This window comes from Streptomyces sp. DSM 116795 (genome assembly GCF_055792905.1).
On the sequence record NZ_CM147707.1, the window covers coordinates 6,676,232 to 6,700,557 of the forward strand.

A 24,326-nucleotide genomic window follows, 5' to 3' on the forward strand; every position below is an offset into this window, starting at 1 on the left:
GGCTCCCGAGGCGGTGTCTCAGGCGCCACCTGCGCCTCCCCAGATCTCGTGCAGTCGCGCCTGCAGCACCGCGAGTACCACTGCGCCGGCGGCAACGGTGAGCGAGCCCCACTTGGTGCGCTCCGTCAGCGAGATGAGGCCCACCACCGGTACGCAGGCCGCGACCGCGGCCAGATACGCCACGAAGATGACGGTTCCCTCGGCGGCGTCCGCTCCGCCGGCCAGCCGCACGATGCCGACCGCGAGCTGTGCGAGGGCGAGCAGCGAGACTACGGCCATGCCGATGAAGTGCCAGTCCTTGGTGGGCTGGTCGCGGTAGGCCGCCCAGCCGCACCAGACGGCCAGGGCGAGCGCGGCCACGGCGAGAGCAACGGTGAGCGGGGTGAACACGCCGCGAAGTCTAAGAGGGGCGCCGTCGGCCGCCGCGTCCGGGACGGGGGAAGGGCCGCTTCACCGGGGTGCGGGGTCTGCCCGCGACCGCATGTGCACACGATCCGGACAGCGCTCCCGGCGGATCGCGATCCCCCGCCGGGACCGCCGGAGGGAGCCGACGGGCGCCCGGCACAGGTCCCCGTATCGACAAGTCGGCATGCCGCGCCGCTTCCCGCCTGCGAAGGGGTCTCCGGCACTGCGCACACCGCTTCCGATGCTGCATGCTGTGCACTGCGGCAATCGTCTGGTGCACCCAGGACCCCCCGCCGGCGGTCCGCCCAGAGCGGCCGGCAGACCCCGCGGTGGTCTTCTGGGGAGCGACAGCCCCAGCCCCTCGATCCGTATGGAGCAGCACATGACTTCGACCTTTCCGGACGTCTCGATCAGCACGGACCGTCTCGTGCTGCGCCCGTTCGAGGAAGCGGATGTGCCCTCGCTCACGGAGATGATGCGCGACGAGCTGGTGGCCGCCTGGACCACCGTGCCGGTGCCCTACCGCGACGCCGACGCACGGGAGTTCATCCTGCGGCGCGCCCCCGCGGTGCGCACCGAGGGTGACGGAATCGTCTTCGCCGTGACCGAGTTCCTCACCCAGCGTCTGGTCGGCCTCGTCCAGCTCGGCAGCACCGACTGGCGCGTCCTCGCCGCCGAGGTCGGCTACGTCACGGCGCCCTGGGCACGCGGCGAGGGCTACGCCTCCGAATCGGTGCTGGCGCTGGCCCAATGGCTCTTCCAGGACCAGAAGTTCGAGCGGATGGAACTGCGTACGGCCGCGGACAACACCGCCGCGCAGCAGGTCGCGCAGAAGCTCGGCTGCATCAGCGAGGGGGTGCTGCGCAACGCCTGGATAGCGCGCACCCGCACAGAGGACGGCGGCTGGGCCGAGATCCGCACCGATCTGCTCGTGTGGAGCCTGCTGCCCGAGGACCTCGAAGGCATCCAGGAGGAGCTGGCCGACGCCGGCGGCTACGCACCGTACCCGGACTGGCTGCACTCACCGCGGTAGAGAGCGGCAGAAAACGGAACGGGGAGTGGGGCAGGCCGGACGGCCTGCACAAATCCCGTCGTACGCCCGCATATCCGGAACCGTCCGCCCCGGCCTTAGCCCCAGGCCGCCGCAGAGGTAGGCTCGACGAGCCCCGACCTGCGACGAGCCCAGGAGAGCGCACCGATGGCCGACCGCGTCACCGTGATCGGGTGGGACGGTTCGCCTCTGTCAGGCGCCGCCCGCTCCGCCCTCGGCGCGGCCACGCTCGTCGCAGGCGCCGCACACCATCTCGGGATGCCCGAAGTCCCGCCGCACGCAGAGCAGATCAGGCTCGGCAGCGTCTCGCTCGCCGCGCGCCGCATCGCACGCCACCGCGGCACAGCCGTCGTCTTCGCCGACGGCGACCCGGGCTTCTTCGGCGTCGTACGCACCCTGCGCGCCCCTGAACACGGTCTCGAGGTCGAGGTCGTCCCGGCCGTCTCGGCGATGGCCGCCGCCTTCGCCCGTGCCGGGATGCCCTGGGACGACGCGCAGCTCGTGGTCGCCAACTCCCGTACGCTGCGGCACGCGGTCAACGTCTGCCGCGCCCACACCAAGGTCGGTGTGCTCACCTCGCCGGGTGCGGGCCCCGCGGAACTCGCGCTCCTGCTCGGGCCGGTGCACCGAACCTTCGTCATCTGCGAGGCGCTGGGCACCTCGCAGGAGGAAGTCACGGTCCTCACCTCGGACAAGGTCGCCGACCACACCTGGCGCGACCCGAACGTCGTGATCGTCGCGGGCGGTTCGACGGCTCCCGCCCCGCCGCAGCCCGGGGGTACGGGAGCCGGCGGTGGCACGCCCGGGCACGGAGCGCACGGCGGTGGATGGCTCGCAGCGCACGGCACGGACTACCCGCCCGCCGTGCGGGGTTGGGCGCTCCCGCTGTCCCGCTATGCGGAAGGGGAGACCAGTGACCCCGTCGGGGCCGGTGAGCCCGTCGAGGCCGGTGAAGGCGGTCCCGCGCATGCCGCCGCACCGGCGCGGGCGAGCGAGTCGCAGCAACTGCGCGCCGGCCAGCTCGCCCGGCTCGGGCCGCGCATCGGGGACCTCGTGTGGGACATCGGCGCGGGCAGCGGCGCGCTGGCCGTCGAGGCCGCCCGCTTCGGCGCCGCCGTCATCGCGGTCGACCGCGACCTGGACGCATGCGCCCGTACGGCCGCCGTGGCGCGCCGGTTCGGCGTACAGCTGGACACCGTGCACGGCACGGCACCGCAGGTCCTGGAGGATCTGCCGGAGCCGGACGTGGTGCGCGTGGGCGGCGGTGGCGTCGCCACGGTCGCGGCCGTCGCCGACCGACGCCCGGGCCGCATCGTCACCCACGCTGCGACGCGGGACGAGGCGGAGGCCATCGGGAGGGCGCTCGCGGAGGGCGGTTACGCCGTGGAGTGCGCCCTGCTTCAGTCCGTGGAGCTGGACACCACGGAGTGGGTGGAAAGTGAACGAGCTGTCGTTTTTCTGCTTTCCGGTGTCCGGACCTGAACCTCTGTGGCCGGTTCGTGACGAACCACGACGAAGTGCTGTTTCTCACCCTTCCGTGGACGGCGGTCCGCTCAGCCCCGGGTAGGCTGACGGATCGTTGTGCCGCCATGCGGTGTTGAGGGTTCGTCCGTCAATGTCCGGATGGCGCGTGGGGGAGAACGTGCCGCACCTGTTGCGCGCTCGTTCTTCATCTACGAAGCCCGGCGGCTGTCCGCGGGGCTGGAAGAAGCACTACCGATGCGCGAGGGGTACGCATGACTGACACCGGCCAGATCCCCGGTGAGGGGCAGCCGGAGAATGCAGGCGGGCAGCCGGACGGCCGGCAGCCGGGTTTTCCGGTGGACGGCAGCTACTCCTACGCGGGACCGGACGCCGGCTTCGGCGATGCAGCGGCTCCCGGAGTCGCGCCCGCCGCCCCGGACTTGCTGCTGCCGGGCTCGCACGGTGCGTGGAACGACCCGCAGGCCTCCGCGGGCGCTCAGCCGCAGCCGCAGGTCCCGGGCGGGCAGGACCCGTACGCGCAGCAGGACCCGTACGCGCAGCAGGGCCCGTACGCCCATCAGGGCCCGTACGCGCAGGAGTTCTACGGGCATGTGGACGCATACGAGCCGCAGCAGCAGCCCCAGCCGCAGCCGGACAGGGGCACGCAGCAGTACGAACCCGCCCCCGGCGCCGCCCACGTACCCGGCCCGCACGAGACGGACGGACGTGACTCCGGCGCGATCGACACCAGTTCGGTCCGAGCGGCCTACACAGAGGGTCAGGAGACCTCCACTCCGGCCAAGGGCACGCCGCGCGACCGGACGCCTCCCCGCCGGCCGCTCCACCTGGGGCCGCCCGAGCCGGAGCAGTCGGGGGCGGTACGTCCGCTCTCCGACCGTGGGCTCGGCGGCCGTTCGGGCGGTGCCGCGCAGAATGCCGTCCCCGCTCCGGGGCCTGTGCCGGGACCTTCGGCGCAACAGCAGCAGTCAGTGCCGCAGCCGGAACCGCAGCCGCCCTCACAGCCCCAGCCCCAGCCCCAGCCGCACGCTCAGCCGCATCAGCCTGAAGTCACGGCGCAGCAGGGCGAGTTCGCTCCGCAGTACGACAGCACCGCGCAGCGGGACGGCGCCACTTCGGGCGGTCCCGAGTACCTGGACCTCGCACAGGAGAACCCTGAGTCGTTGCCCGGGCCTCAACTCGGTGCGCTGCCGCCGCAGAACGAGATGTGGGCGGCGGACAGCGGGCCGTCCGGTGACGCGGAAACACCCGTCCAGACTCAGGAGGCCATGGCGCTCGCCGGTCCCCAACTGGCCGCGGCCGCCCCGGGGGACGCTGCTCAGCCCGGCCCGGCTCCGGAGCAGCCCGCGCCCCCCGGACCCGACGGCGCGGCGCAGCAGCCCGATTCCGCGGCTCCGGCACCTGCGCCGTCGGGCGGAACGCAGGACGGTCAGGCTGTGGCGCCCCGGTCCGGCGGCGGGCGTAAGCGCAAGCACCGCCGTGCGAAGGACGAGAGCAGCAACGAGAGCACCGGCACCGGCAACACATGGGTCTCTTCTCCGGGTTCGACGGCCGTGGAGGCGATCGAACCCCAACAGCCCGGCGCCGCCACACCGGTTGACGCTGACGGTGCGGCAACGCCCCCGCCGGGGGAGATGCCGGACGCGGAGAGCGCCGTACCGGCGGCGGACGGAGCGAAGATCCCCGCCCAGCAGCCCGCGGGGGAGGCGGCGGACGACGCCGCAGCCACGCAGGAAGCCGCACAGGCCGGTTCGGGTGCCGCTCCGGCGCCCGAGAGCGTCGCCGGAATCCCCGCCCAGCAGACCCGGCACGTCGAGGCGGCGGTCGTGCAGGGCGCTCAGGTCCAGGTGGACGGCGTCCAGGGTGCCGTCCAGGACCGTGCGGAAGCCCTCCCGGAGGCATCAGTGGCATCAGTGCAGCCCGGATCCGGAGCCACGGTGCCGAGACAGGGGCAGCCCGCGGCCACGCAAGCCGGGCCCCAGCCGGAGCACGCCGCCGGGCAGGACGTCGCGGCGACCGCGGCCGCGCCCGCGCCTGCGCCAGGGGCGGAAGCCGCGCCCGCCCCCGACCCCGTCGTACCGGCTCCCGCGCCCGAGTCCGAGCCGGCTGCCGGAGAGACACAGCAGACGGAGGGTGCCGCCGTGCCCGTACCTGCCGATCGCATAAGCGAGGACGCCGCGGCGGGCACCGCGCCCGCAGCCGCACCGGCACCCGTGCCGGACACGGGCGAGGACGCCGCCACGGCCGCCGCTTCCGGGACGGCTCCCGAAGCAGAAGCGGCGACCGAAACAGGGGCTGAAGCGGAGGCCGCGGCCAAGACAGCCATGGAGACCGGTCCGGAGAGCGGTCCTGAGGCCGATCCGGAGAACGGTCCGGAGACCGGGCCCGACGCCCCGGCCAGCGACGGCGAGGCCATGTCCGAAGACCCTTCAGCTCAGGACGCCCAGCCCTCGGCCCCGGCAGGCCCGCCGGCCCCCGGCTACGCCGACGACGAGCGCGAGGCCGTACACCGCCTGATGCGTGAACGCCGGGACATCCGCAACGGATTCCGCCCCGACCCCATCCCGCACGAGGTGCTGCTCCGCGTCCTGGAGGCGGCTCACACCGCGCCCAGCGTCGGCCACTCCCAGCCCTGGGACTTCGTGGTCATCCGCTCCGAGGAGACCCGGCGTGCCATGCACGAGCTGGCCGAGCGTCAGCGGCACGCGTACGCCGAGTCCCTGCCGAAAGCCCGGGCGAAGCAGTTCAAGGAACTGAAGATCGAGGCGATCCTCGACACCCCCGTCAACATCGTCGTCACCGCGGACCCGACCCGTGGCGGCCGGCACACCCTCGGCCGCCACACACAGCCGCAGATGGCCCCGTACTCCTCGGCGCTCGCCGTGGAGAACCTGTGGCTCGCGGCCCGCGCCGAAGGGCTGGGCGTCGGCTGGGTCAGCTTCTTCGACGAGCGTGAGATGGTCCGCGCGCTGGAGCTGCCCGAGCATCTGGAGGTGGTCGCCTACCTGTGCGTCGGTTACGTCGACGAGTTCCCGCCCGAGCCCGAACTGGCGCAGGCGGGCTGGTCCAAGCGCCGTCCGCTGTCCTGGGTCGTGCACGAGGAGTCGTACGGACGCCGCGTGCTGCCCGGTGCCGAGCCGCAGGACCTGCTCTCCGACACCGTCGCCGCCATCCGTCCGCTGGACGCCAAGGCGCTCGGTGAGGCGTGGGAGCGGCAGAAGCGGATGACCAAGCCGGCCGGTGCGCTCGGCATGCTGGAGATCATCTCCGCGCAGCTGTGCGGGCTTTCGCGCAAGTGCCCGCCGCCGCTCCCGGAGCCCGCCGCTGTCGCGATCTTCGCGGGGGACCACGGAGTGCACGCCCAGGGAGTCACCCCGTGGCCGCAGGAGGTGACGGGCCAGATGGTCGCCAACTTCCTCGGCGGGGGCGCCGTCTGCAACGCGTTCGCGAACCAGGTCGGCGCCGAGGTCTGCATCGTCGACGTCGGCGTGGCGGGCGAACTTCCCTCCACACCAGGCCTGTTGCCCCGCAAGGTCCGCGCGGGCACCGCCGACATGACCCAGGGTCCCGCCATGACCCGTGAGGAGGCGCTGCGCGCCGTCGAGGTGGGCATCGAGACCGCACGCGACCTGGTCGCCGCGGGCAACAAGGCGCTGCTCACAGGCGAGATGGGAATCGCCAACACCACCGCCTCCGCCGTGCTCGTCGCCGCATGCACGGGTGCCGATCCATCCGAGGTGACCGGCCGCGGCACGGGCATCAACGACGAGACGCACGCCCGCAAGGTCGAAGTCGTGCGCCGCGCTCTCGAATTGCACCAGCCCGACCCCGAGGACCCGCTGGGGATGCTGGCGGCCGTCGGCGGGCTCGAACACGCGGCGCTGGTCGGCCTCATCCTCGGCGGTGCGTCCCTTCGTACGCCGGTGATCCTCGACGGAGTCAGCGCGGGCGCCGCAGCCCTGGTCGCGCGTTGTGTGGCGCCGGAGGCCCTGGCCGCGTGCATCGCGGGGCACCGCAGTTCCGAGCCCGGGCACGTGGCCGCACTCACCAAGCTCGGGCTCCGGCCGCTGGTCGACCTGGACCTGCGGCTGGGGGAGGGCACCGGCGCCCTGCTGTCGCTGCCCATGGTGCAGAGCGCCGCGCGTGCCATGCACGAGGTCGCGACGTTCGACTCGGCTGGAGTGACGGGGAAGGGCTGAGAGGGGGCGGGGGCGCCCGGCCGGTACACGCGGCGTCATGGCGCCATGCCGTGCCTCCGCGTCCAGGCCTGCGCGCGTCCGGGCCTGCGCGCGTGCGGGCCCGCCTTGTGCCTCCGCTGCGTCCGCCGTTCCCACGTGCACAGCCGTACGCGCGCAGTTGTACGGGGGCCGCCGCAAGCCCGGACCCGTCCCTTCGCCTCGTCCCTCCGTCCGGTACCGTCCTGCCGCCCCGGCGCTGCGCCCGCCCGCAGTGATCCGCGGAACAGCGCCCGCACCTCCCGCGCAATAGTCTGTACGCGAAGTACGTCCCCACCGCACACGCACTTCCCCCGCCGCTCCAGCGCCGTAGCGGCCCGTTCCGCAAGCAAGGAGCCGCACCCGCATGTCCGAGTCCGAGTCCGAGCCCCCGACGAACGGAAACGGAGACGGGAACGGAACCGGCGCCGGTCCCCGGTCCGGTGCCGGGAGAGACCATCCCGCCTACCCCGTCGGCCTCCGCCTCGCCGGGCGCCGGGTCGTGGTCGTCGGCGGCGGCAGCGTCGCCCAGCGGCGGCTTCCCGCACTGCTGGCCGCGGGCGCGGACGTGCTGCTGATCGCCCCCGCCGTGACCCCGTCCGTCGAGGCCATGGCCGACGCGGGCGAACTGGCCTGGCGGCAGCGCCCGTACGCCGACGGAGACCTGGACGGTGCCTGGTACGCGCTGATCGCGACCGATGATCCCGCGACCAACCAGTCGGCCTCCGCCGAGGCCGAGGCCCGCCGCGTGTGGTGCGTACGCAGCGACGACGCCTCGGCCGCCACCGCCTGGACCCCGGCCACGGGACAGAGCGAGGGCGTCACCGTCGCCGTCCTGACCGGCCGCGATCCGCGCCGGTCCGCGGCAGTGCGCGACGCGGTCGTCGAGGGACTGCACGACGGTACGCTCGGCGCGCCCCGGCACCGCGGCCGCAGAGGGGGAGTGGCCCTCGTCGGCGGCGGCCCGGGCGACCCGGACCTGATCACGGTGCGGGGCCGCAGGCTGCTCGCCGAGGCGGACGTCGTCGTCGCGGACCGGCTCGGGCCGCGTGACCTGCTGGCCGAACTGCCCCCGCACGTCGAGGTGATCGACGCTGCGAAGATCCCTTACGGGCGCGCCATGGCGCAGGAGGCCATCAACGACGCCCTCGTCGAGCACGCCAAGGCCGGCAGGTCCGTCGTACGGCTCAAGGGCGGCGATCCGTTCGTCTTCGGCCGTGGGATGGAGGAGGCGGAGCAGCTCGCGGCGGCGGGAGTGCCGGTCACCGTCGTGCCCGGCATCACCAGCGCCGTGAGCGTCCCGGGTGCCGTCGGCATCCCGGTCACCCACCGCGGTGTCGCTCACGAGTTCACGGTGGTCAGCGGTCATGTGGCACCCGACGACCCGCGGTCGCTCGTCGACTGGCCCGCGCTGGCACGCCTGCGCGGCACCCTCGTACTGCTGATGGCGGTGGAACGCATCGGCGCCATCGCGGAGACTCTGGTGCGGCACGGCAGGGACGCCGGTACGCCCGTGGCCGTCGTGCAGGAGGGGACAATGGCGGGGGAGCGCCGCGTGGACGCCACCCTGGCGACGGTGGCTGAGCGTTCGGCCGCGGAGGGGGTACGGCCGCCGGCGGTCATCGTCGTCGGCGACGTGGTGTCCGTCGGGAGAACTGCCTCCCGGGAAGCGGCAGCCGGAAGCGGAACCGGAACCGGAAACGGAAGCTGAGCCGGGTCAACTGTGGCTGACATCATCCCCGTCGACGATCCCGCCGACCCCCGGCTGTCCGACTTCACGGACCTCACCGACGTCGAGCTGCGCCGCAGACGCGAGCCCGCCGAGGGCCTGTTCGTGGCGGAGGGCGAGAAGGTCATCCGCCGTGCCGCGCAAGCCGGTTACCCGATGCGCTCGATGCTGCTCTCCGAGAAGTGGCTACCCGCCATGCGGGACGTGATCGACGAAGTGCGGGCACCCGCCTATGTCATGAGCCCCGAGGCCGCCGAACAGGTCACCGGCTACCACGTGCACCGCGGCGCCCTCGCCTCCATGGGACGCACGCCCCTGCCTGAGCCCGGGGCCCTGCTGGCCTCGGCCCGGCGGGTGGTGATCATGGAAGCGGTCAACGACCACACCAACATCGGTGCGGTGTTCCGCAGCGCCGCGGCGCTCGGCATGGACGGGGTGCTGCTCTCACCGTCCTGCGCCGACCCGCTCTACCGGCGCTCCGTCAAGGTGTCGATGGGCGCCGTCTTCTCGGTCCCGTACGCGCGGCTCGGCACATGGCCGCAAGGCCTGGAGTCCGTACGCGAGGCAGGCTTCCGGCTGCTGGCACTCACACCGGACGAGGACGCCGTACCGCTCGACGACATCGGGGCACACCTGCTGCCGCGGGTGGCGCTTCTGCTCGGCGCCGAGGGGGACGGCCTGTCCGTACGGGCGATCAGAGCCGCCGACGATCGTGTCCGCATCCCGATGGCGCACGGCGTGGACTCGCTCAACGTCGGCGCTGCCGCGGCGGTCGCCTTCTACGCGGCGACGAGGACGTGAACGTCGCGCCGGCGAAGCCGTGCTCTGCCCGGGAGCCGGGGCCGCTTGAGCCGGAGCCCGCTCAGCCCGGGGTGCCGTGAACCGGAGCGGCGTCGGCCGGTGCCGTGGGTGCCGTCAGTGCCGGAGGTGCGGGCACCGGACCGCTGCCCAGGCCGCGCGCAGGTCCCTGACAGCCCTGCGCCGCCGCGATCCCCAGCGCCACGAGCAGGGTGACTGTCACGAACACGATCAGCCGCTGCCGCAGCAGCCGGCGGTCCGCTCCGCGCCGCGCGGAGCCGGGCCCCTGATCGCGTCCCCCCGCGCCCGGCCGCCGCGCCGGACCCCCGCGACTCGCGGCGTTGCTGCCGCCGGTACGCGTGGCCGTCCGCGCCGTGGACCGGCTCCCGGCTCCGGCCCCGGTGGCACGGTCGCCGGTACGCGGTGTCGAGGCGCGGGGCGACCCCACATGACCGTCCGCGCCCCCTGATGAGGAGCCGCCCGCGGTGCCCGGGGACCCGGAGGCGCCGGACGCCCCCGAGGTCCCGTGGTCGCGGTGGTGCTCGCGGTGCCGCTCTTGACGCGGCGCCTGGGCCCCTCGCTGCCGTCCGCGTTCCTCGGAGCGCCGCACGCGGCCCCGGTCGCCCGGCGGCCTCGACCGGGGCACCGCCCCCGCCCCGCCGCGAGCAGCCGAACCTGCCGAACCACCGGAAGAGACCGGCCTGTTGGCGCTCGTCCCGGTGCCCGTCGCCCGTGCGGCCGGCGGGCGCCCGCCGCCGGCGGAACCACCGCCCGCGGTGCCCCTGCCGCCCGGCGCTCCCGCCCCGTCGGAGCCGTACGAACCGTGAGAACCATGGGAGGCGCCGCCTCCGCCGTCCGTACCCGCCGTCCCGCCCGGCTGCTCCGACAGACCGCGCGCCTCACGCGTCGCGATCTCCTTGAGACGGAGGGAGAGCTGGAGAGGGCTCGGACGCTCCTCCGGCACCTTCACCAGGCAGGCGTGGATGAGCGGTGCGAGTGCCGCGTGCACGCTCTCCAGCTGCGGCTCCTCGTGCACCACGCGGTAGAGCATCACTTCTGAACTGCCCTGCCCGAAAGGGGAGTCGGCGGTCGCCGCGTACGCCAGCGTCGCGCCCAGGGCGAACACGTCCGTCGCGGGCGTCACCAGCGCGCCCCGTACCTGCTCGGGTGCGAGGAACCCGGGTGAGCCCACGGCCGTGCCGACATGCGTCAGCGTGCTCGCGCCCGTGGCCCACGCGATTCCGAAGTCGATGATGCGCGGACCCTTGGGCGAGAGCAGGATGTTCGACGGCTTCAGATCGCGGTGTACGACGCCGGCCTCGTGGACGGCGACCAGCCCTTCGGCCAACGCCGCCCCGATGGAAGCGACTTGGCTCGCCGGAAGCGGCCCCGATTCGCTCACCTTGTCGTGCAGAGACGGGCCCGGCACGTACTGCGTGGCGAACCACGGCCGGTCCGCGTCCAGATCGGCCGCAACGAGCCGGGCCGTACAGCCGCCACGGATGCGGCGCGCGGCGGAGACCTCGCGGGCGAAGCGCGAGCGGAACTCCTTGTCCTCGGCTAGATCCGGACGGATGACCTTCAGCGCGACCCGCTGCCCCCGCCGGTCGGAACCGAGATAGACCACGCCCATTCCGCCGGCCCCGAGGCGCCGGTGCAGCCTGAACGAGCCGACGACTCGCGGATCCTCGCGTCGGAGCCGCATCATCGCCATGTCGTTCCCCTGCCTGAGGTGGTGGGCCTTCCCTGCCTCCGGCGGGGAGTCCCCAGCCGGTGGCCGGGGAGCCCTTGTTCGTTTCCCAGCGCGTCCGTCTGACGAGGCACAGCTTACGGACTGCTGCCACGCGGCGACGACAGGCCGCGCACGCGGCGCCGTACGTATTGCCGCGGGCGCGTCAGCCATGCCTCGCTGGTCCCAACTGGCGTGGCCCGCCCGTACGTAGCCCTCTCGCCGCAGGTCAACGTCCCGCCCCCGCACGCGACTTGACGGTACGGAACGCATCCGCCGACCCGTGTCCGACCCGTCGGGCGGCTGCTCGCCTGCCGCGTACCCGCGTGCCCGCGACGGGACTTGACGAGGTGTCGGCCCGCCCGGCCCGCGCGTCTGTGGTGAGCGATGTCACCTGTTCACATCACCGGGTGAGCCCTCCGCTCGTACATACGGGCGCACCCCCTCCCACCGGCGCGCGACCTGCGCGGGAGGCCTCGCCGGCGCGGTCCGAGCGGCTCCGTTACATCCCGTATGCGAGCACCCTTCCGGGAAGACCCTCGTGCCGGTGGTGTCCGCCTCCACCCTGGGGAGTATCCGGCCAGTCCCGCTGTCATCCTGGGGGAGGCCCTTCAGTCGATACGCGGGCATGACGCCCGGCCGCCGCCGCCCGCCTAGTCTTTTTGCAAGCGGCGGGCGAAGCACTCGTCCCCCGAGGTCAGTCGCCCGCCGCCCCAGGAGACGACGGGAGCGGACCATGGCGCACACAGCAGATCGCGTGGCACGCAGAGCGCGGGGACGGCTGGTGGCGATCGCCGACTTCGGCACGCGTGGGAGCGGCCGTCGTCATCCGCTGGTTGCGGCCGCCATGGTGCTGCCGCTGGCCATCGTCCTCGCCATCGCCTTCGGTGCGGTGCAGGCGGTGATCACACAGGCGTCGTCCGTGGCCGGAATGCTGGGGCACTGAACGGTGCTCCAGGCTCGGGAGAGCGGCCCGAGCCGGGGATGACCCGGCCATCAGCCCCGTGGGGACGGGGGTGCGACGGACGGCATTGAGGTCCGGGCAGCTGGGGAGCTGCCCGGACCTCACGTTTGCGCGGCCTTGGTGCGTACGATCACCTGCAGGCCGCTGGGCCGCTGGGCCGCTGGCCGCTGCGGCTGCTGCACGAGTCGCAGGCGCTCCGCAAGTCGCTGCCGCTGCACGAGTCGCTGGGGGGGACGGTGCCGACGACACACACGCTGACCGACCGGCTGTGCGCCCTCGTGCGGGAGGCGGCCGGCCCGCAGCCGTCGCAGCCCGCAGGGCGGGACCCCGCACCGGGGCCGGTCGTCCTCGCCGACCGTCCCGACGGCACGGTCGTCACCTTCGGCGGCCTCGTCGCCAAGGCACACCCGCCCGCCTCGGATGCCGGCACCGCCGAACTGACCGTACGGCTGCGCGTATCCGCCCACCCACGCCTCGCCGGAATCATGCTGGCGCCGCTCGCGCCCGGCGGAATCCCGGCCGAACGGGCCCGGGACGTACGCCCGTTGCCCCTGGAGGGCGGCCGGCCTGCCACGCTCTGGCCGCGCGGTGCGCCCGTCGATCCGGATGCCCCCGGCTCCGCCCCCTGGCAGGAGGCGGGCGCCCTTCTCGCCTGCCTGCATTCGGTGCCGCCGGACGCGCTGGCCCCCCAACTGCCCGGCCCGCTGCCGGCGATGCGCGGTCCGGCGAAGGCCGCCAGGGCAGTCGGGCGGATGCGTGCCGCGCTCGGCCGCGGCACCGCTGCTCCCGCCCTCGAAGCGGCGGCCGGGTCCGCCGAGGCAGCGTGGGCGACGCTCCCCGCCTGGTGCCGGAACGAGGAGCCGCCGGAGCCGTCACGCACCGGCACGCTCTGCCACGGCGACTTCCATCTGGGCCAGCTGGTCAGACATCCGGCAGCCGGCGGCGGCTGGCAGCTCATCGATGTCGACGACCTGGGGCTCGGCGATCCGGCGTGGGACCTCGCCCGGCCGGCGGCCTGGTATGCGGCGGGGCTGCTGCCGGCCGCGTCCTGGAACACCTTTCTGGGCGCATACCAGGCCGGGTCGGGCACGGCCCACCTCGACCCCTGGCCCCGCCTGGACGCCCCCGCGCGGGCCCTGACCGTACAGACGGCGGCACTCGCCGTCGCAAAGGCGCACGACGCCCGACGTCCCCTGGACGAAGCCGAGACGGCGTGCGTGGAGGCCTGCGAGCGGATAGCGGCTGCTGCCGCACCCGGACAACGGGACGAAACCGCCCTTAGGCTTGACCTGCACTAGCCGAGCGGTGAATACACCGGTGTGGAGAGGAAGTTGTTTATGCAGTGTCCCAAGTGCGGTGCCCCGATGCAGACGTTCAACCGCAACGGCGTCCAGATCGAGCAGTGCGGCGGCTGCCGGGGGATCTTCCTCGACTACGGTGAACTCGAAGCGCTCACACGCCTGGAGACCCAGTGGCAACAGCCAGGGGGTCCGCCGCCGGCCGCCCCGTACCCCCAGCAGGGCCACGCGCCGCAGTCCTATCCCGCCGCCCCCGCCTGGGGCGCCCAGCACCACGGCCACCACGGGCATCACGGCCACCACAAGCATGGCCACAAGCGCGGCTTCGGCCACATGCTCTTCTCGTCATGAGCCCTGCCTCTGCGCGCAGTTGACGCCGACCGACACAGCGAAGTGCCCCGGCCGAGACGGCCGGGGCACTTTCATCGTGCGCGGTACTGGGATTGAACCAGTGACCTCTTCCGTGTCAGGGAAGCGCTCTCCCGCTGAGCTAACCGCGCGGGCTGTTGCGACAGAGATATTGTCACGCCCTGACCTGCAAGACAAATTCGCGAGCGTCCACGGCCGCCCGTCGGCGTCGGGGCGTCAGTTCGGCCTGCAGGGGCGCGGACCCCCGGCGACCGGGATACCGGTGCGGCGGGCCTGGGCGACGGAAGCGGGGGAGTCCTCGCTGCGCGCCGCCTCCGTCGGAATCCCTGGGTCGGCCGGGACCGTCGGCCGGTCCGGCGGCGGCGTGTAACCCTCCAGGCGGGCGCTGCCCCACACGTACGGGTCGGCCTGTGCGCTGCCGAACGGCGACCACGCCAGCCGGGTCTGACCTGTCTTGTCCTGGGTGTCGGAGTCGTACACGAGGATGTTCGCCGCGAACCGCTCGGGATCCGCCGCGGCCGGCAGCTCCCCGAGAGGGATCTTCGCCTCGACCGTGTAGCCCCGGTACGGTTCGCCGACCGCGGCGGCGACGCGCATGCCGGGCGCGGTCTTCTCAGCGGGCCCCTGGCGGTTGTCGGCGTCCCGCTCCGCGGCCGGGCCGCCGTCCGGCTCCGTGAAGGGGAAGATGCCGGTCTTGAACGTGACCGACGTGTCGTCGCCGTCGCCCCGCGGATCGAGCGCGATCTCGACGGAGTCGGTCCGCCAGTGCCTCTTGGCGTCCTCCTTGTCCAGGCGGGTCCCCTCCCGGTCGTCCGTGACCGTGACCAGTACGAAGAGGTCGTCGCCGTGCCGTGACATCTTCGCCGTCGCCGAGCAGTCGGTGTCCGTCGCCTCGTCACCCTCCCAGTGCCGCAGGCGCAACCGCGGCCCTGGGTACTCGCCGTCGCCTTCGACGCCGTTCAGTACGGGGGCCACGGCGACCTCGGGAACAGTGGTGGACGGCGGGGCCGGGTAGCGGGGCTGGGCGTTGTTGGCCAGCCAGGGCAACCCCACTCGGCGCGTCCAGGTGCGGAACTCGGCGTACAAGGGCCGCAGTTCGCCCTGCTCGCGGACAGGCGCCTCGACGGCCTCGCCCCGGTGCGCCAGCACGCTGAACCAGTCCGAGCCCAGCTTCCCGGGGTCCGTGGGAACCTCCGGCGGCAGCGCGGCCCAGCCCTGACTGCGGTACATGCGGGCCGCGTCCCGCTCCACCTGCGCCCACGACTTCCCGTGCTCGCGCGAGGTGTGCCCCGACCAGACGCCGAATACGGGCAGACCGGTGTCCGGGTCGGTGCGGCGCTCCTTGGCCGCTTCCGGCCCGAGGAGCTCCGAGAAGCCGTGATTCTGCGACAGCAGCCGGCGGGGGCACCAGGGCCGCAGTCCCTCGCACGTCAACTGGCCCGGGAATGCCCGCTCGTCACCGGAGAGGAAGTACGCCTCGATCGCCAGCCGCGCCGACATCTGGTGCCCGCCGTGCTGGTTGAACGGACGTGGATCCATGGTCACGACGGTGTGCGGCCTTGCCATGCGGAACAGCCGGACCATGCGTTCCAAGGTGTCCTGCTCGTGCCAGATCCGCTCGGTGAGCGGGGCGGAGAGTGTGTACCAGAAGTCCGGTTTGTCGAGGTAGAAGATGTTCTCGATGCCCGCGAGCGCGGTTGCGGAGCGCTCCTCGCCCTCCCGCAGCATGCCGAGCGGTGCGCCCTCCTCCGGGCCGACCGCGTTTCCGCCGCCCTCGCCCCGGGTGATGGTGACGACACCTGTGCGCAGTCCCCGGCGCTCGCGCCACAGGCCGAAGGTGGACAGGTTTCCCGCCTCGTCGTCCGGGTGCGCGCTCACGAACAGCACGTCGTGGCGGGCGGGGTCACCGCGGCCGTCGGAGACCGGACGTCGCTCGGCGGCACTCGCCGTGGGCGTGCCCGCCGCGTACACCGCGCCCATCAGGCCGGAAGCCATGACGGCGGTCACGCGCCGCCGGGAGGGCCCCGTCGCGCCGGCTTGCTCGCTCGCGTCGACCACGATGCAACCGCCTCTTCTTCAGCCTGCGGACCATACCGGCCGTAACTCTTCGGCAACTCCGTGCTTCAAGGCAAGACCCGGCGCCGTGCCGATGGAGGAATCCGCGGGGCTCCCTCGCAGCAACGGCCGGTGCGGGCGGGTGAGTTGGGGTCATCCGGGAGCCGGTCGCTGAACTGCCCTTCGACCCCGAGGAGTCACACGGACTCCAGGCGGTCCGGCGATCCGGTGCGGTGCGCCCCGGCTGACCCGGGGAAGCCTCCGCATCGACAGCCGCGGAACGGGTCGGCACAGCCGCGCAGTTGGTCACACGCACAGGGGCCGTCTCCCTCACCGGGAGACGGCCCCTGGCCTGCGTGGACGATACTGGGATTGAACCAGTGACCTCTTCCGTGTCAGGGAAGCGCTCTCCCGCTGAGCTAATCGTCCTTGGAGGTGGAGACGGGATTTGAACCCGTGTAGACGGCTTTGCAGGCCGTTGCCTCGCCTCTCGGCCACTCCACCGAGGCGGGAGTCGAGCGGACCCCCACACAGAGCGGACGACGAGATTCGAACTCGCGACCCTCACCTTGGCAAGGTGATGCTCTACCAACTGAGCCACGTCCGCATGTGCTTCCGTCGCGGTCAGCTTGCGCGTCCCGGCGACGGGTTGAACTCTAGCGGATATCGCTGCCAGCTCAAATTCTGTTTGCTCTGCGTGACCGCCCGTGCGGCCCGCCGAGCTGGGGCGCGGGCTCCGCGCACGGTCTGTGTGAGCCCCCTCGCGGCACCCCCCGAAGGACTCCGCCGCTGCACCATAGACTCGGTCATGTGTACGCCCCCTCGCCCTTCGCCCGATTCGGCTCCCTTCTCGCCACCGACCTGCGTGACGTCACCAGCGACCCCGCCGCCCTGGAGTCCGCGGGCTGGTGGGCGGTCGTCGCTGACTTCGAGGGCCGGATGCTCTGCGCGCGCTTCGGCGACGTACGCGAGACTGCGGAGCCCCGGGCCGCGCTTCCTGGCTGGGCAGCGCGCCCGAGGGCGATCGTCCCGGCGGCCTCGCGGTGGCGCGGCCCGGCACCCGGCGCATGGACCAGCTCCATGGACCGCGCCGCCTACACCGCAGGGGTACGGCGCATCCGCGAGCACATCGCCGCGGGCGACGTCTACCAGGCGAATCTCTGCCGGGTCCTGAGCGCGCCGCTGCCCGACCCCGGCCCCGACGCCTCCGACATCGCCGGCCTCTCGGCCCTGCTGGCACGCGGCAACCCCGCCCCGTACGCGGGCGCCGTGCGGCTGCCCGCGCACGGCGTGGAGGTGGCCACGGCGTCCCCGGAGCTGTATCTGCGCCGCTCGGGCAGCACCGTCACCTCGGGACCGATCAAGGGCACGGCCCGTACGGCCGACGCGTTTCTGGAGAAGGACCACGCCGAGAACGTGATGATCGTCGACCTGGTGCGCAACGACCTGGGCCGCGTATGTGAACCCGGCTCGGTCACCGTTCCCGGGCTCTGCGAGATAGAGCAGCACCCTGGCCTCGTCCACCTCGTCTCCACCGTGCGCGGCGAACTCCCGGCCGGCGCCGGATGGCCGGACCTCTTCCGGCACACCTTCCCTGCGGGCTCGATCACGGGCGCCCCCAAGCTGAGCGCCCTGCGGATCATCGGCGAGCTGGAGCGCGCACCACGCGGCCCGTACTGCGGTGGCATCGGCTGGGCCGACGCCGACCGGGGCACGGGCGAGCTGGCGGTGGGCATACGCACCTTCTGGATCGAACGCCGCACCCCGGCCGCAGGCGGGGCAACCCCCGGCGCCGCCGTGCTGCGCTTCGGAACCGGCGCCGGAATCACCTGGGGATCCGACCCGGAGGCGGAGTGGGAGGAGACTGAACTCAAGGCGTCCGGGCTGCTCAAGGTAGCGTCGGACCTGCGGCCTCCCCAGGCGCCCCGGGTCCGCGAAGTGCCCCGGGTGCCCGAGGTGCCGCGTTCCACGGCGACGAGCGGAAGGAGAGCCCCGTGAGGATCTGGCTCGACGGCGGACTGCGGGACGTCGGCGACGCACACGTCTCCGTCCTGGACCATGGACTGACCGTCGGCGACGGAGTCTTCGAGACGGTCAAGACCACGGACGGCACACCCTTCGCCCTCACACGGCACATCGAGCGGCTCGCGCGGTCGGCCCGCGGACTGGGCCTGCCCGAGCCCGACCCGGACGAGGTGCGGCGTGCGTGTGCGGCTGTCACCGCGGCCGAGCCGGTGCCGCTCGGCAGGCTCCGCATCACCTATACCGGAGGGCCGTCGCCGCTGGGCTCCGACCGCGGTGACGTCCGGCCGACCCTGGTCGTCGTCCTCACCGAGTCGCCGCGGCGCCCCGAAACCACAGCTGTGATCACCGTCCCCTGGACCCGCAACGAGCGGGGTGCCCTCACGGGCCTGAAGACGACCTCGTACGGAGAGAACGTCCTCGCGCTCTCCCGGGCACACGAACAGGGCGCGGGCGAGGCCCTGTTCGCCAACACCCGGGGCCGCCTCTGCGAGGGCACCGGCACCAACGTCTTCGTCGTCCTCGACGGTGAACTGCACACGCCGCCGGTGGAGTCGGGCTGCCTCGCCGGCATCACCCGCGCCCTGGTCGCGGAGTGGTCCGGCGCGCGGGAGACGGACCTTCCGTTCGACGTCCTGGAGCGCGCCGAGGAGATCTTCCTGACCTCCTCGCTGCGCGACGTACAGGCCGTGCACCGCCTCGACAGCCGCGAACTGCCTGGCGCGCCCGGCCCGGTCACCGTCAAGGCCATGCGCCTGTTCGCCGAGCGCTCAGCGGCCGACATCGACCCGTGAACGGCCCGCTCCTGCCGCGCACGGGCGGTGAAACCGCGTGACGCCGGGCAGTTCAGCCGGGTAGAACTCGGGCGTGACCACGACGCTGCGCCCCACCGGCCCCGACCAGTACGACGCGGACGGTGTGCGCTCCCGCTCGTACGACATCTGCGTCAACAGCCGCCCCGTCGGCCTTCTCCGCCTGACCGTCGATCCGCAGTACGGCCCCGTCACGGCCCGCGTGACGCAACTCGTCGTCGACGAACGCGAGCGGCGGCGCGGACGCGGAGCCGTCGCCGCCCTCGCGGCGGAGGAGGTGCTGCGCGACTGGGGCTGCCGGCGCGTGGAGATCACCGTCCCGGCCAGGGCGGAGGCGGCCCTGGGGCTGGTGGCGGGTCTCGGCTACCGCGAGCGCAGCCGCAGTATGATCAAGCACCTCGACGAGGAGCCGCAGCTCCCGTCCGGCAGCACCGTCCGCCCCATGACAGCGGCGGAGTTCCCCGCCTGGGTGGCCGGGGGACGGCCGAAGCTGCTGCGGATGCTCTCGGACCGCGGCGTGCCGGACGGCGAACTGGAAGCCAGGGCCGACGAGTCGAACCGTGCGCTGCTGCCCGCAGGCGTCGCCACACGTGGCGCGGTGCTGCGCGTACTCGTCCACGAAGGCGCTGACGTCGGCACCGTGTGGATCGAGACCGCACGCAGCCCGCGCAAGGACGCCGACAGCTACGTCTACGAGGTCGAGGTCACCGAGCAGCAGCGGGGCCGGGGCCACGGCCGCTCGCTGATGCTCGTCGCCGAACGCGAGTCCCTCGCGGCCGGAGCGCGGGTGCTCGGTCTGCACGTCTACTGCGCCAACACACCGGCCCTGCGCCTGTATTCGTCACTGGGCTACCGCGCCGTGGAACAGCACTTCTACAAGCCGCTCTGACGCGTCAGCCCGTCCGCGATCTCCTCGATCCGGCCCCTGAGCCCTTCCTGGCTCTTCCCGCCGTCCAGCCGCTGCCCGCCGATGACGTACGTCGGTGTGCCCTTCACTCCGATCGCCCGGCCCTCCGCCTGGTCGGCGTCGACGATCAGCAGATGCCGTCCGTCGATCAGCGCGCTCTCGAACTCCCCGGCGTCCAGGCCCAGTTCGCGCGCCACCTCCAGCAGCAACTCCTCACCGCGGTCGGCGAGTTCGGCGTGGCGCTCCAGCACGGCCGCCGTGTAGGCGTCCCCCTTGCCCTGCGCGAACGCCTCCTCCGCGGCCTGCGCCGCGGCATACGCGTGCTTGTGTTTCTCGAGCGGGAAGTGCCGCAGCCGGATCTCCAGCCGCTCGCCGTACCGCTCGCGCAGCGCGTCGAGGTCTCCCTGGGCGCGGTGGCAGTCGGGGCACTGCAGCTCGCACCAGTAGTCGAGCACGGGGCTGGAGGAAGCGTCGTCCATACGGACAGTCTCTCAGCCTCACGAATTGCTCATGACCCCGAGATCTCCCTGAATACGGGGACCGGCATGGTCTCTCACGTGCGCACGTAGCAAAATGGACGACATGCTGACCACGACCGTGTGCGCCGCGCTCTCCGCGGCCGGCCTGGCCGTCGCGTTCCTGACGGCCTTCCGGCGGCGCTTCGCCGCCGCCACCCGCATCGCGGCATTCTCGCTGGTCCCGGTCGGGCTGGCCATGTCCGGCCTGATCGGGCTGGGCGGAAAGATCGGCAAGGCGGTGGGCACCTGGGCCGCGGACCTCGTGCTCAAGCCCTCGGTCTGGTCGGGTTTCGCGGTACTGGCCGTCGCGTTCGTGCTGTACGTCATCGGGCGCTTCGCGGGCAACCGGTCCCGTCGCAAGGGCGGCGAGGGATCCCGCGCCACGGCGGCCGCAACGGGCCGAGTCGCCGCCTCCGGTACGGCGAGCGCTCCCGCCCTCGGCTCAGGCGGGTCGGCATCGTCCACGGGGCAGGCGCGAAAACAGGCGTCCGGCAAGCCGGCGAAGTCCGCCTCCGACGGCGACACCGAGGACTACTCCGACATCGAGGCCATCCTCAAGAAGCACGGCATCTGACGCACCTGCCAGCGCACAGCAGCCGCAGCCGTTCACATCCGGCCCGTCTACCACGTTCATCACCACAGCACCGGAAGTACCCATGAACTCCACCGTGCTGTGGGCGTGTTGACCTTCGCCGGGGTGCGGGCTGCGTCATCATCACCGCGAGATGGACATGACGCCGAATCCCCCGGCCGAGCTCGCAGAGCCGCCCTCCACACCTGCCGCGACCGCCCCGCCCGTCCCCGTCCCTGCACTGCCCGAGGTGCAGCTGGCCGAGCAGAAGGGCTGCCTCTACGCCCTGTCCCAGCCGCCGCTGATGTTCTTCCTGGCGTTCATCGCGGTCCTGCTCGCCATCACCGGCGCCCACGACCTTTTTCTCGGCTGAAGGCCTCCGCGGCCGGACGCCTGGCACGGTGCAGCGCACGGGACGGCCCCACGTCGGCGCCGCTCAGCGCTGCGCAGTCTCCGGGGATTCCGCGGTCTCCGCGGAATCCCGCTGCCGCGCCCGGTAGGCCGCGACATGAAGCCTGTTGCCGCACGTACGGCTGTCGCAGTAGCGCCGGGAACGGTTCCGGGAGAGATCCACGAACGCCCGCCGGCAGTCCGGAGCGCCGCACCTGCGCAGCCGGTCCCGCTCCCCGGAGACGAGGACGAAGGCCAGGGCCATGCCGCCGTCGGCCGCCAGGTGGTGCGAGACGGACGCGCCCGGTGCGAAGTAGTGCACGTGCCAGTCGTACCCGTCGTGGTCGGTCAGCTGAGGAGTCGTCCCCGCTTCGGCCACGAGCGCGTTGACGAGCCCGGCGGCCGTGCGGTCGTCACCCGCCTCGAAGACCCGCGCGAAACGCTCCCGCACGGACCGCACCGCGCTCAGGTCCTCGGCCGTCAGCGCCCCGACGTCGCTGAGGCTGTTGCGCTCGACGTACGCCCCGAGGTCGGCCACCGAGACGAGCCGGTCGGGCCGCTCACCGTCGGCCGCGGTGTTGAGCAGGTCCACCACGTCGTCGAGTGCGCACCGGGTGTCGTGGTTGATCTGCACGGGTCGCTCCTCGGGGTCTGACCGACGGGTCCGGTGCGCAGAGACTAACGCCTGCACCGCACGGCGACGCCGCCACCGACGGAGCCCGGCTCAGCCGGATCCGTCAGTGACGGCGTCTTCGTGCGTACCGTGCTGCCGAAGGAGGCGCAGCCGTCGCCCCGAGTCGGACGGCTGCGCGGGACCAGTGGGGTCAGCTCTCCGCGAGGATGTGCGAGAGCTCTGTGTCGAGGTCGAAGTGTCGGTGCTCGGTGCCGGGCGGCACGGCCGCGTCGGTTCGCTTGAGGAAGGACTCCAGGGCCCGCGCCGGGGCCTCGAGCAGAGCCTCGCCCTCGGGAGAGCTGAGGGCGATGCAGACGACTCCCTGGCCGTGGCTCCGGGAGGGCCATACACGGACGTCACCGGTGCCTGTGGGTCTGTGCAGACCCTCGGCGAGGAGATCGCGCGCGAAGACCCATTCGACGGTCTCCTCGGCGCCGGTGTGGAAGGTGGCGTGGACGGCATAGGGATCGGCCGTGTCGTACCGCAGCCCCGCGGGTACCGGCAGTGATGACTCGCTCGAAACAACGAGGCGCAGGTGCAGCTCGCAGCTGACCGTGGTGTTCATAAGCGCCAGGGCCTTTCGCTCAGTGTGCGCTCGGGGGTTCGCACGTCGGCGAAATCGACATGCCACGTACTCGTCGGTTGTAAACCCCTCTGACCGTTTTGCCAGTAATGCAGCCCTTGATATGGCCTATGGCGTTTTTGTTGGGTAGGGCTATTCCGGTGACGGTGCCGACTTCGGTTACGTTGGGCTTATGTACGCAGAGAGTGACCGGAGACCCTTGGGTTCACGGGCCCCGCGGTTCATCAAGGCGTCGAAGCCCCTGCACCGCACCTGGCAGGTGGTGATCTTCATCCTCGGCCTGTCGGTCGTCGCCGGCGGAGTCGTGCTGCTGCCGCTGCCGGGTCCGGGCTGGCTGATCATCTTCGCCGGCATCGGACTGTGGGCGACCGAGTTTCCCTGGGCGCAGCGTGTGCTGCGCTGGACGAAGCGGCAGTTGCTGCAGTGGACACACTGGTGGCGGGAGCGGCGGCTGGAGCGCCGGGGACGCAAGGAGGGAGCGCGTGTGCGGTAGCGCGGGGTCCCCGCGACGTCATGAACAGGCGACGTCATGAGCAGGACCTGACATGCGGTAATCTTCCGGGCGCAGCGGGCGATTAGCTCAGCGGGAGAGCGCTTCGTTCACACCGAAGAGGTCACTGGTTCGAACCCAGTATCGCCCACCGCTTCAACCGGGGTCCAGGGCATGAGCCCGGGTCCCGGTTCTGCATATGAGCAGTTGTGGTGTTCCGTTCTTGCTGCGGGCGGTTGATGGTGAGTTTCTCCGTGTAAGGGAGATACAGCGGGAATTCACTTCATCGGTAAATTCGGGCGGGCGCATTCTGCTGTGTCCGGTGGCCGAAGTTCCGCTGAAGCGGATGAATTCGGCGATCGGCTGCAACGTACGCCTGCTCCTCCGTGATGACAGGATGCGGAGGCGCCACGGGCCGCGGACACGAACGGCGGTCCTCGGCGGGGAGCGTGAGGAGTGAGCCGATGACGTCCAGCCGCCACCGTTTCGTCTTCCGCAGCGTCTGGCGCCTCCGCGCGCACCCGGCGGAGGTCTTCGCCGCGTTGGAGCGAGCCGGGGAGTATCCCGACTGGTGGCCCCAAGTGCGGGAGGTGCACGCGCTGGAGGAGTCGTCGGGCCGTGGTCGTATCCGCTCCGTCCTGCCGTTCGACCTTTGGATCACAGGGAAGGCTGTGCGGCACGATCCTGCCGCCGGCGTCCTGGAGATGGAGATCGACGGCGATGTGGCGGGCTGGGCGCGCTGGACGGTAAGAGGAGAGGGAGCCTCCCGCTCCGGTGGCACGGTCGCCGTGTACGAGCAGCAAGTGGAGGTGCGCAGACCGCTGATGCGGCGGCTGGCGGTGCCCGCGCGGCCGTTCCTGCGGGCCAACCACGCGCTGATGATGCGGGCGGGCCGACGGGGTCTGGAGCGGTGGCTCCGAAGGGGTTTGGATGATGACTGAGCGGCACTGTATGGTTCTGCACGTGCCGCGAGCGGGCGATTAGCTCAGCGGGAGAGCGCTTCGTTCACACCGAAGAGGTCACTGGTTCGAACCCAGTATCGCCCACGAGGTCGAGGGTGGAGTGTGTCCGCAAGAAGCGCGGACCGCTTCGCCCTCGTCGTTTTTGCTCGGCTTCGCCTCGCGGGGCGGGGGCTTGGCCACCCGCACCCCCATTCGGTCCGGTCGAGGGTGAGTGTGTGCGCATGAAGCGCGGGCCGCTTCGCCCTCGTTGTTTTTGCTCGGCTTCGCCTCGCGGGGCGGGGGCTTGGCCACCCGCACCCCCATT

At 72.4% G+C, this 24,326-nt stretch carries 21 protein-coding genes and 6 tRNA genes; 17 read left to right on the forward strand and 10 right to left on the reverse strand.

The genetic code is table 11. The annotated features are described in order from the left end of the window. Positions 1-18 precede the first annotated feature (18 nt). Positions 19-390 carry a hypothetical protein gene (locus ACSMXX_RS28920; RefSeq protein WP_473181606.1) on the reverse strand — a complete coding sequence of 124 codons (372 nt, stop codon included), beginning with the start codon at positions 388-390 and terminating at the stop codon, positions 19-21. Positions 391-787: 397 nt separating this feature from the next. Between ACSMXX_RS28920 and ACSMXX_RS28925 the strand changes: the two genes are divergently transcribed. The 5 genes from ACSMXX_RS28925 to ACSMXX_RS28945 all read left to right on the forward strand — a co-directional run bounded on the left by ACSMXX_RS28925 (position 788) and on the right by ACSMXX_RS28945 (position 9,682). Beyond that, entirely contained in the window at positions 788-1,438 is a 651-nt protein-coding gene (locus tag ACSMXX_RS28925) for a GNAT family N-acetyltransferase (protein WP_473181607.1), read from the forward strand. Positions 1,439-1,603: 165 nt separating this feature from the next. Next, a complete protein-coding gene (gene cbiE / locus ACSMXX_RS28930) occupies positions 1,604-2,938 on the forward strand; it encodes a precorrin-6y C5,15-methyltransferase (decarboxylating) subunit CbiE (protein WP_473181608.1) in 1,335 nt (444 codons plus the stop codon). 254 nt (positions 2,939-3,192) lie between these two features. Next, positions 3,193-7,137, forward strand: coding sequence for a nicotinate-nucleotide--dimethylbenzimidazole phosphoribosyltransferase (cobT, locus tag ACSMXX_RS28935; protein ID WP_473181609.1), 3,945 nt, complete (start codon positions 3,193-3,195; stop codon positions 7,135-7,137). Between the two features lie 382 nt (positions 7,138-7,519). Then, the gene (gene cobA, locus ACSMXX_RS28940; protein ID WP_473181610.1) at positions 7,520-8,863 is read left to right on the forward strand and encodes a uroporphyrinogen-III C-methyltransferase; all 1,344 of its coding nucleotides are present in this window, start codon (positions 7,520-7,522) and stop codon (positions 8,861-8,863) included. 12 nt (positions 8,864-8,875) lie between these two features. Then, the gene (locus tag ACSMXX_RS28945) at positions 8,876-9,682 is read left to right on the forward strand and encodes a TrmH family RNA methyltransferase (RefSeq protein WP_473181611.1); all 807 of its coding nucleotides are present in this window, start codon (positions 8,876-8,878) and stop codon (positions 9,680-9,682) included. A 61-nt stretch (positions 9,683-9,743) separates the two neighbouring features. On the opposite strand, the gene ACSMXX_RS28950 is transcribed toward ACSMXX_RS28945, so the two are convergent. Beyond that, complete coding sequence (locus ACSMXX_RS28950) at positions 9,744-11,393, reverse strand: serine/threonine-protein kinase (RefSeq protein ID WP_473181612.1); 1,650 nt, start codon at positions 11,391-11,393, stop codon at positions 9,744-9,746. A 751-nt stretch (positions 11,394-12,144) separates the two neighbouring features. Between ACSMXX_RS28950 and ACSMXX_RS28955 the strand changes: the two genes are divergently transcribed. From ACSMXX_RS28955 to ACSMXX_RS28965, 3 genes are all read left to right on the forward strand, one after another. After that, the gene (locus ACSMXX_RS28955; protein WP_473181613.1) at positions 12,145-12,354 is read left to right on the forward strand and encodes a hypothetical protein; all 210 of its coding nucleotides are present in this window, start codon (positions 12,145-12,147) and stop codon (positions 12,352-12,354) included. Between the two features lie 296 nt (positions 12,355-12,650). After that, positions 12,651-13,670 (forward strand): phosphotransferase family protein, encoded by a 1,020-nt coding sequence (locus ACSMXX_RS28960; protein ID WP_473185023.1) that lies wholly within the window; start codon positions 12,651-12,653, stop codon positions 13,668-13,670. A gap of 39 nt (positions 13,671-13,709) precedes the next feature. Then, a complete protein-coding gene (locus ACSMXX_RS28965) occupies positions 13,710-14,021 on the forward strand; it encodes a TFIIB-type zinc ribbon-containing protein (RefSeq protein ID WP_473181614.1) in 312 nt (103 codons plus the stop codon). 77 nt (positions 14,022-14,098) lie between these two features. Here ACSMXX_RS28965 and ACSMXX_RS28970 read toward each other — a convergent pair. The 5 genes from ACSMXX_RS28970 to ACSMXX_RS28990 form a co-directional block, all read right to left on the reverse strand. Continuing rightward, positions 14,099-14,170 (reverse strand) — tRNA-Val (locus tag ACSMXX_RS28970). A gap of 85 nt (positions 14,171-14,255) precedes the next feature. Next, the gene (locus tag ACSMXX_RS28975; RefSeq protein WP_473181615.1) at positions 14,256-16,097 is read right to left on the reverse strand and encodes a sugar-binding protein; all 1,842 of its coding nucleotides are present in this window, start codon (positions 16,095-16,097) and stop codon (positions 14,256-14,258) included. Between the two features lie 354 nt (positions 16,098-16,451). Then, positions 16,452-16,523, reverse strand: a tRNA-Val gene (locus tag ACSMXX_RS28980). A 1-nt stretch (position 16,524) separates the two neighbouring features. Further along, positions 16,525-16,598, reverse strand: a tRNA-Cys gene (locus ACSMXX_RS28985). Positions 16,599-16,628: 30 nt separating this feature from the next. Next, positions 16,629-16,701 (reverse strand) — tRNA-Gly (locus ACSMXX_RS28990). Positions 16,702-16,904: 203 nt separating this feature from the next. On the opposite strand from ACSMXX_RS28990, the gene ACSMXX_RS28995 reads away from it, so the two are divergent. From ACSMXX_RS28995 to ACSMXX_RS29005, 3 genes are all read left to right on the forward strand, one after another. After that, a complete protein-coding gene (locus ACSMXX_RS28995) occupies positions 16,905-18,092 on the forward strand; it encodes a chorismate-binding protein (protein ID WP_473181616.1) in 1,188 nt (395 codons plus the stop codon). Continuing rightward, a complete protein-coding gene (locus ACSMXX_RS29000) occupies positions 18,089-18,910 on the forward strand; it encodes an aminotransferase class IV (RefSeq protein ID WP_473181617.1) in 822 nt (273 codons plus the stop codon). The genes ACSMXX_RS28995 and ACSMXX_RS29000 overlap by 4 nt, the downstream gene beginning before the upstream one ends. Positions 18,911-18,983: 73 nt before the next feature. Next, positions 18,984-19,817: a GNAT family N-acetyltransferase gene (locus tag ACSMXX_RS29005; RefSeq protein ID WP_473181618.1), complete on the forward strand. Its 834-nt coding sequence runs from the start codon at positions 18,984-18,986 to the stop codon at positions 19,815-19,817. Here ACSMXX_RS29005 and ACSMXX_RS29010 read toward each other — a convergent pair. After that, positions 19,802-20,314, reverse strand: coding sequence for a DsbA family protein (locus ACSMXX_RS29010; RefSeq protein ID WP_473181619.1), 513 nt, complete (start codon positions 20,312-20,314; stop codon positions 19,802-19,804). The two genes, ACSMXX_RS29005 and ACSMXX_RS29010, sit on opposite strands and share 16 nt — an antisense overlap. Before the next feature lie 103 nt (positions 20,315-20,417). On the opposite strand from ACSMXX_RS29010, the gene ACSMXX_RS29015 reads away from it, so the two are divergent. Together ACSMXX_RS29015 and ACSMXX_RS29020 are read left to right on the forward strand one after the other, a co-directional pair. Further along, positions 20,418-20,927 carry a hypothetical protein gene (locus ACSMXX_RS29015; RefSeq protein ID WP_473181620.1) on the forward strand — a complete coding sequence of 170 codons (510 nt, stop codon included), beginning with the start codon at positions 20,418-20,420 and terminating at the stop codon, positions 20,925-20,927. A gap of 151 nt (positions 20,928-21,078) precedes the next feature. Continuing rightward, positions 21,079-21,297, forward strand: a complete 219-nt coding sequence (locus ACSMXX_RS29020) for a hypothetical protein (protein ID WP_473181621.1) — start codon at positions 21,079-21,081, stop codon at positions 21,295-21,297. A 63-nt stretch (positions 21,298-21,360) separates the two neighbouring features. Here the strand turns inward: ACSMXX_RS29020 and ACSMXX_RS29025 are convergent, their stop codons facing one another. Further along, positions 21,361-21,948: a CGNR zinc finger domain-containing protein gene (locus ACSMXX_RS29025; RefSeq protein WP_473181622.1), complete on the reverse strand. Its 588-nt coding sequence runs from the start codon at positions 21,946-21,948 to the stop codon at positions 21,361-21,363. A gap of 190 nt (positions 21,949-22,138) precedes the next feature. Further along, positions 22,139-22,552 (reverse strand): SsgA family sporulation/cell division regulator, encoded by a 414-nt coding sequence (locus tag ACSMXX_RS29030; protein WP_003959770.1) that lies wholly within the window; start codon positions 22,550-22,552, stop codon positions 22,139-22,141. Positions 22,553-22,742: 190 nt separating this feature from the next. On the opposite strand from ACSMXX_RS29030, the gene ACSMXX_RS29035 reads away from it, so the two are divergent. The 4 genes from ACSMXX_RS29035 to ACSMXX_RS29050 all read left to right on the forward strand — a co-directional run bounded on the left by ACSMXX_RS29035 (position 22,743) and on the right by ACSMXX_RS29050 (position 24,106). Further along, positions 22,743-23,063, forward strand: a complete 321-nt coding sequence (locus ACSMXX_RS29035) for a TIGR02611 family protein (protein ID WP_473181623.1) — start codon at positions 22,743-22,745, stop codon at positions 23,061-23,063. A 76-nt stretch (positions 23,064-23,139) separates the two neighbouring features. Continuing rightward, a tRNA-Val gene (locus tag ACSMXX_RS29040) sits at positions 23,140-23,211 on the forward strand. A 313-nt stretch (positions 23,212-23,524) separates the two neighbouring features. Beyond that, entirely contained in the window at positions 23,525-24,001 is a 477-nt protein-coding gene (locus ACSMXX_RS29045; protein WP_473181624.1) for an SRPBCC family protein, read from the forward strand. Between the two features lie 33 nt (positions 24,002-24,034). Beyond that, a tRNA-Val gene (locus ACSMXX_RS29050) sits at positions 24,035-24,106 on the forward strand. Positions 24,107-24,326: the final 220 nt, after the last annotated feature.

What these genes read in the sequence shown, in the direction of transcription:
- ACSMXX_RS28925 (WP_473181607.1), top strand. Translation starts at nt 788, where the DNA reads ATGACTTCGACCTTTCCGGACGTCTCGATCAGCACGGACCGTCTCGTG.
- cbiE (WP_473181608.1), top strand. Translation starts at nt 1,604, where the DNA reads ATGGCCGACCGCGTCACCGTGATCGGGTGGGACGGTTCGCCTCTGTCA.
- cobT (WP_473181609.1), top strand. Translation starts at nt 3,193, where the DNA reads ATGACTGACACCGGCCAGATCCCCGGTGAGGGGCAGCCGGAGAATGCA.
- cobA (WP_473181610.1), top strand. Translation starts at nt 7,520, where the DNA reads ATGTCCGAGTCCGAGTCCGAGCCCCCGACGAACGGAAACGGAGACGGG.
- ACSMXX_RS28950 (WP_473181612.1), bottom strand. Translation starts at nt 11,393, where the DNA reads ATGGCGATGATGCGGCTCCGACGCGAGGATCCGCGAGTCGTCGGCTCG.
- ACSMXX_RS28955 (WP_473181613.1), top strand. Translation starts at nt 12,145, where the DNA reads ATGGCGCACACAGCAGATCGCGTGGCACGCAGAGCGCGGGGACGGCTG.
- ACSMXX_RS28965 (WP_473181614.1), top strand. Translation starts at nt 13,710, where the DNA reads ATGCAGTGTCCCAAGTGCGGTGCCCCGATGCAGACGTTCAACCGCAAC.
- ACSMXX_RS29010 (WP_473181619.1), bottom strand. Translation starts at nt 20,314, where the DNA reads ATGGACGACGCTTCCTCCAGCCCCGTGCTCGACTACTGGTGCGAGCTG.
- ACSMXX_RS29015 (WP_473181620.1), top strand. Translation starts at nt 20,418, where the DNA reads ATGCTGACCACGACCGTGTGCGCCGCGCTCTCCGCGGCCGGCCTGGCC.
- ACSMXX_RS29020 (WP_473181621.1), top strand. Translation starts at nt 21,079, where the DNA reads ATGGACATGACGCCGAATCCCCCGGCCGAGCTCGCAGAGCCGCCCTCC.
- ACSMXX_RS29030 (WP_003959770.1), bottom strand. Translation starts at nt 22,552, where the DNA reads ATGAACACCACGGTCAGCTGCGAGCTGCACCTGCGCCTCGTTGTTTCG.
- ACSMXX_RS29035 (WP_473181623.1), top strand. Translation starts at nt 22,743, where the DNA reads ATGTACGCAGAGAGTGACCGGAGACCCTTGGGTTCACGGGCCCCGCGG.
- ACSMXX_RS29045 (WP_473181624.1), top strand. Translation starts at nt 23,525, where the DNA reads ATGACGTCCAGCCGCCACCGTTTCGTCTTCCGCAGCGTCTGGCGCCTC.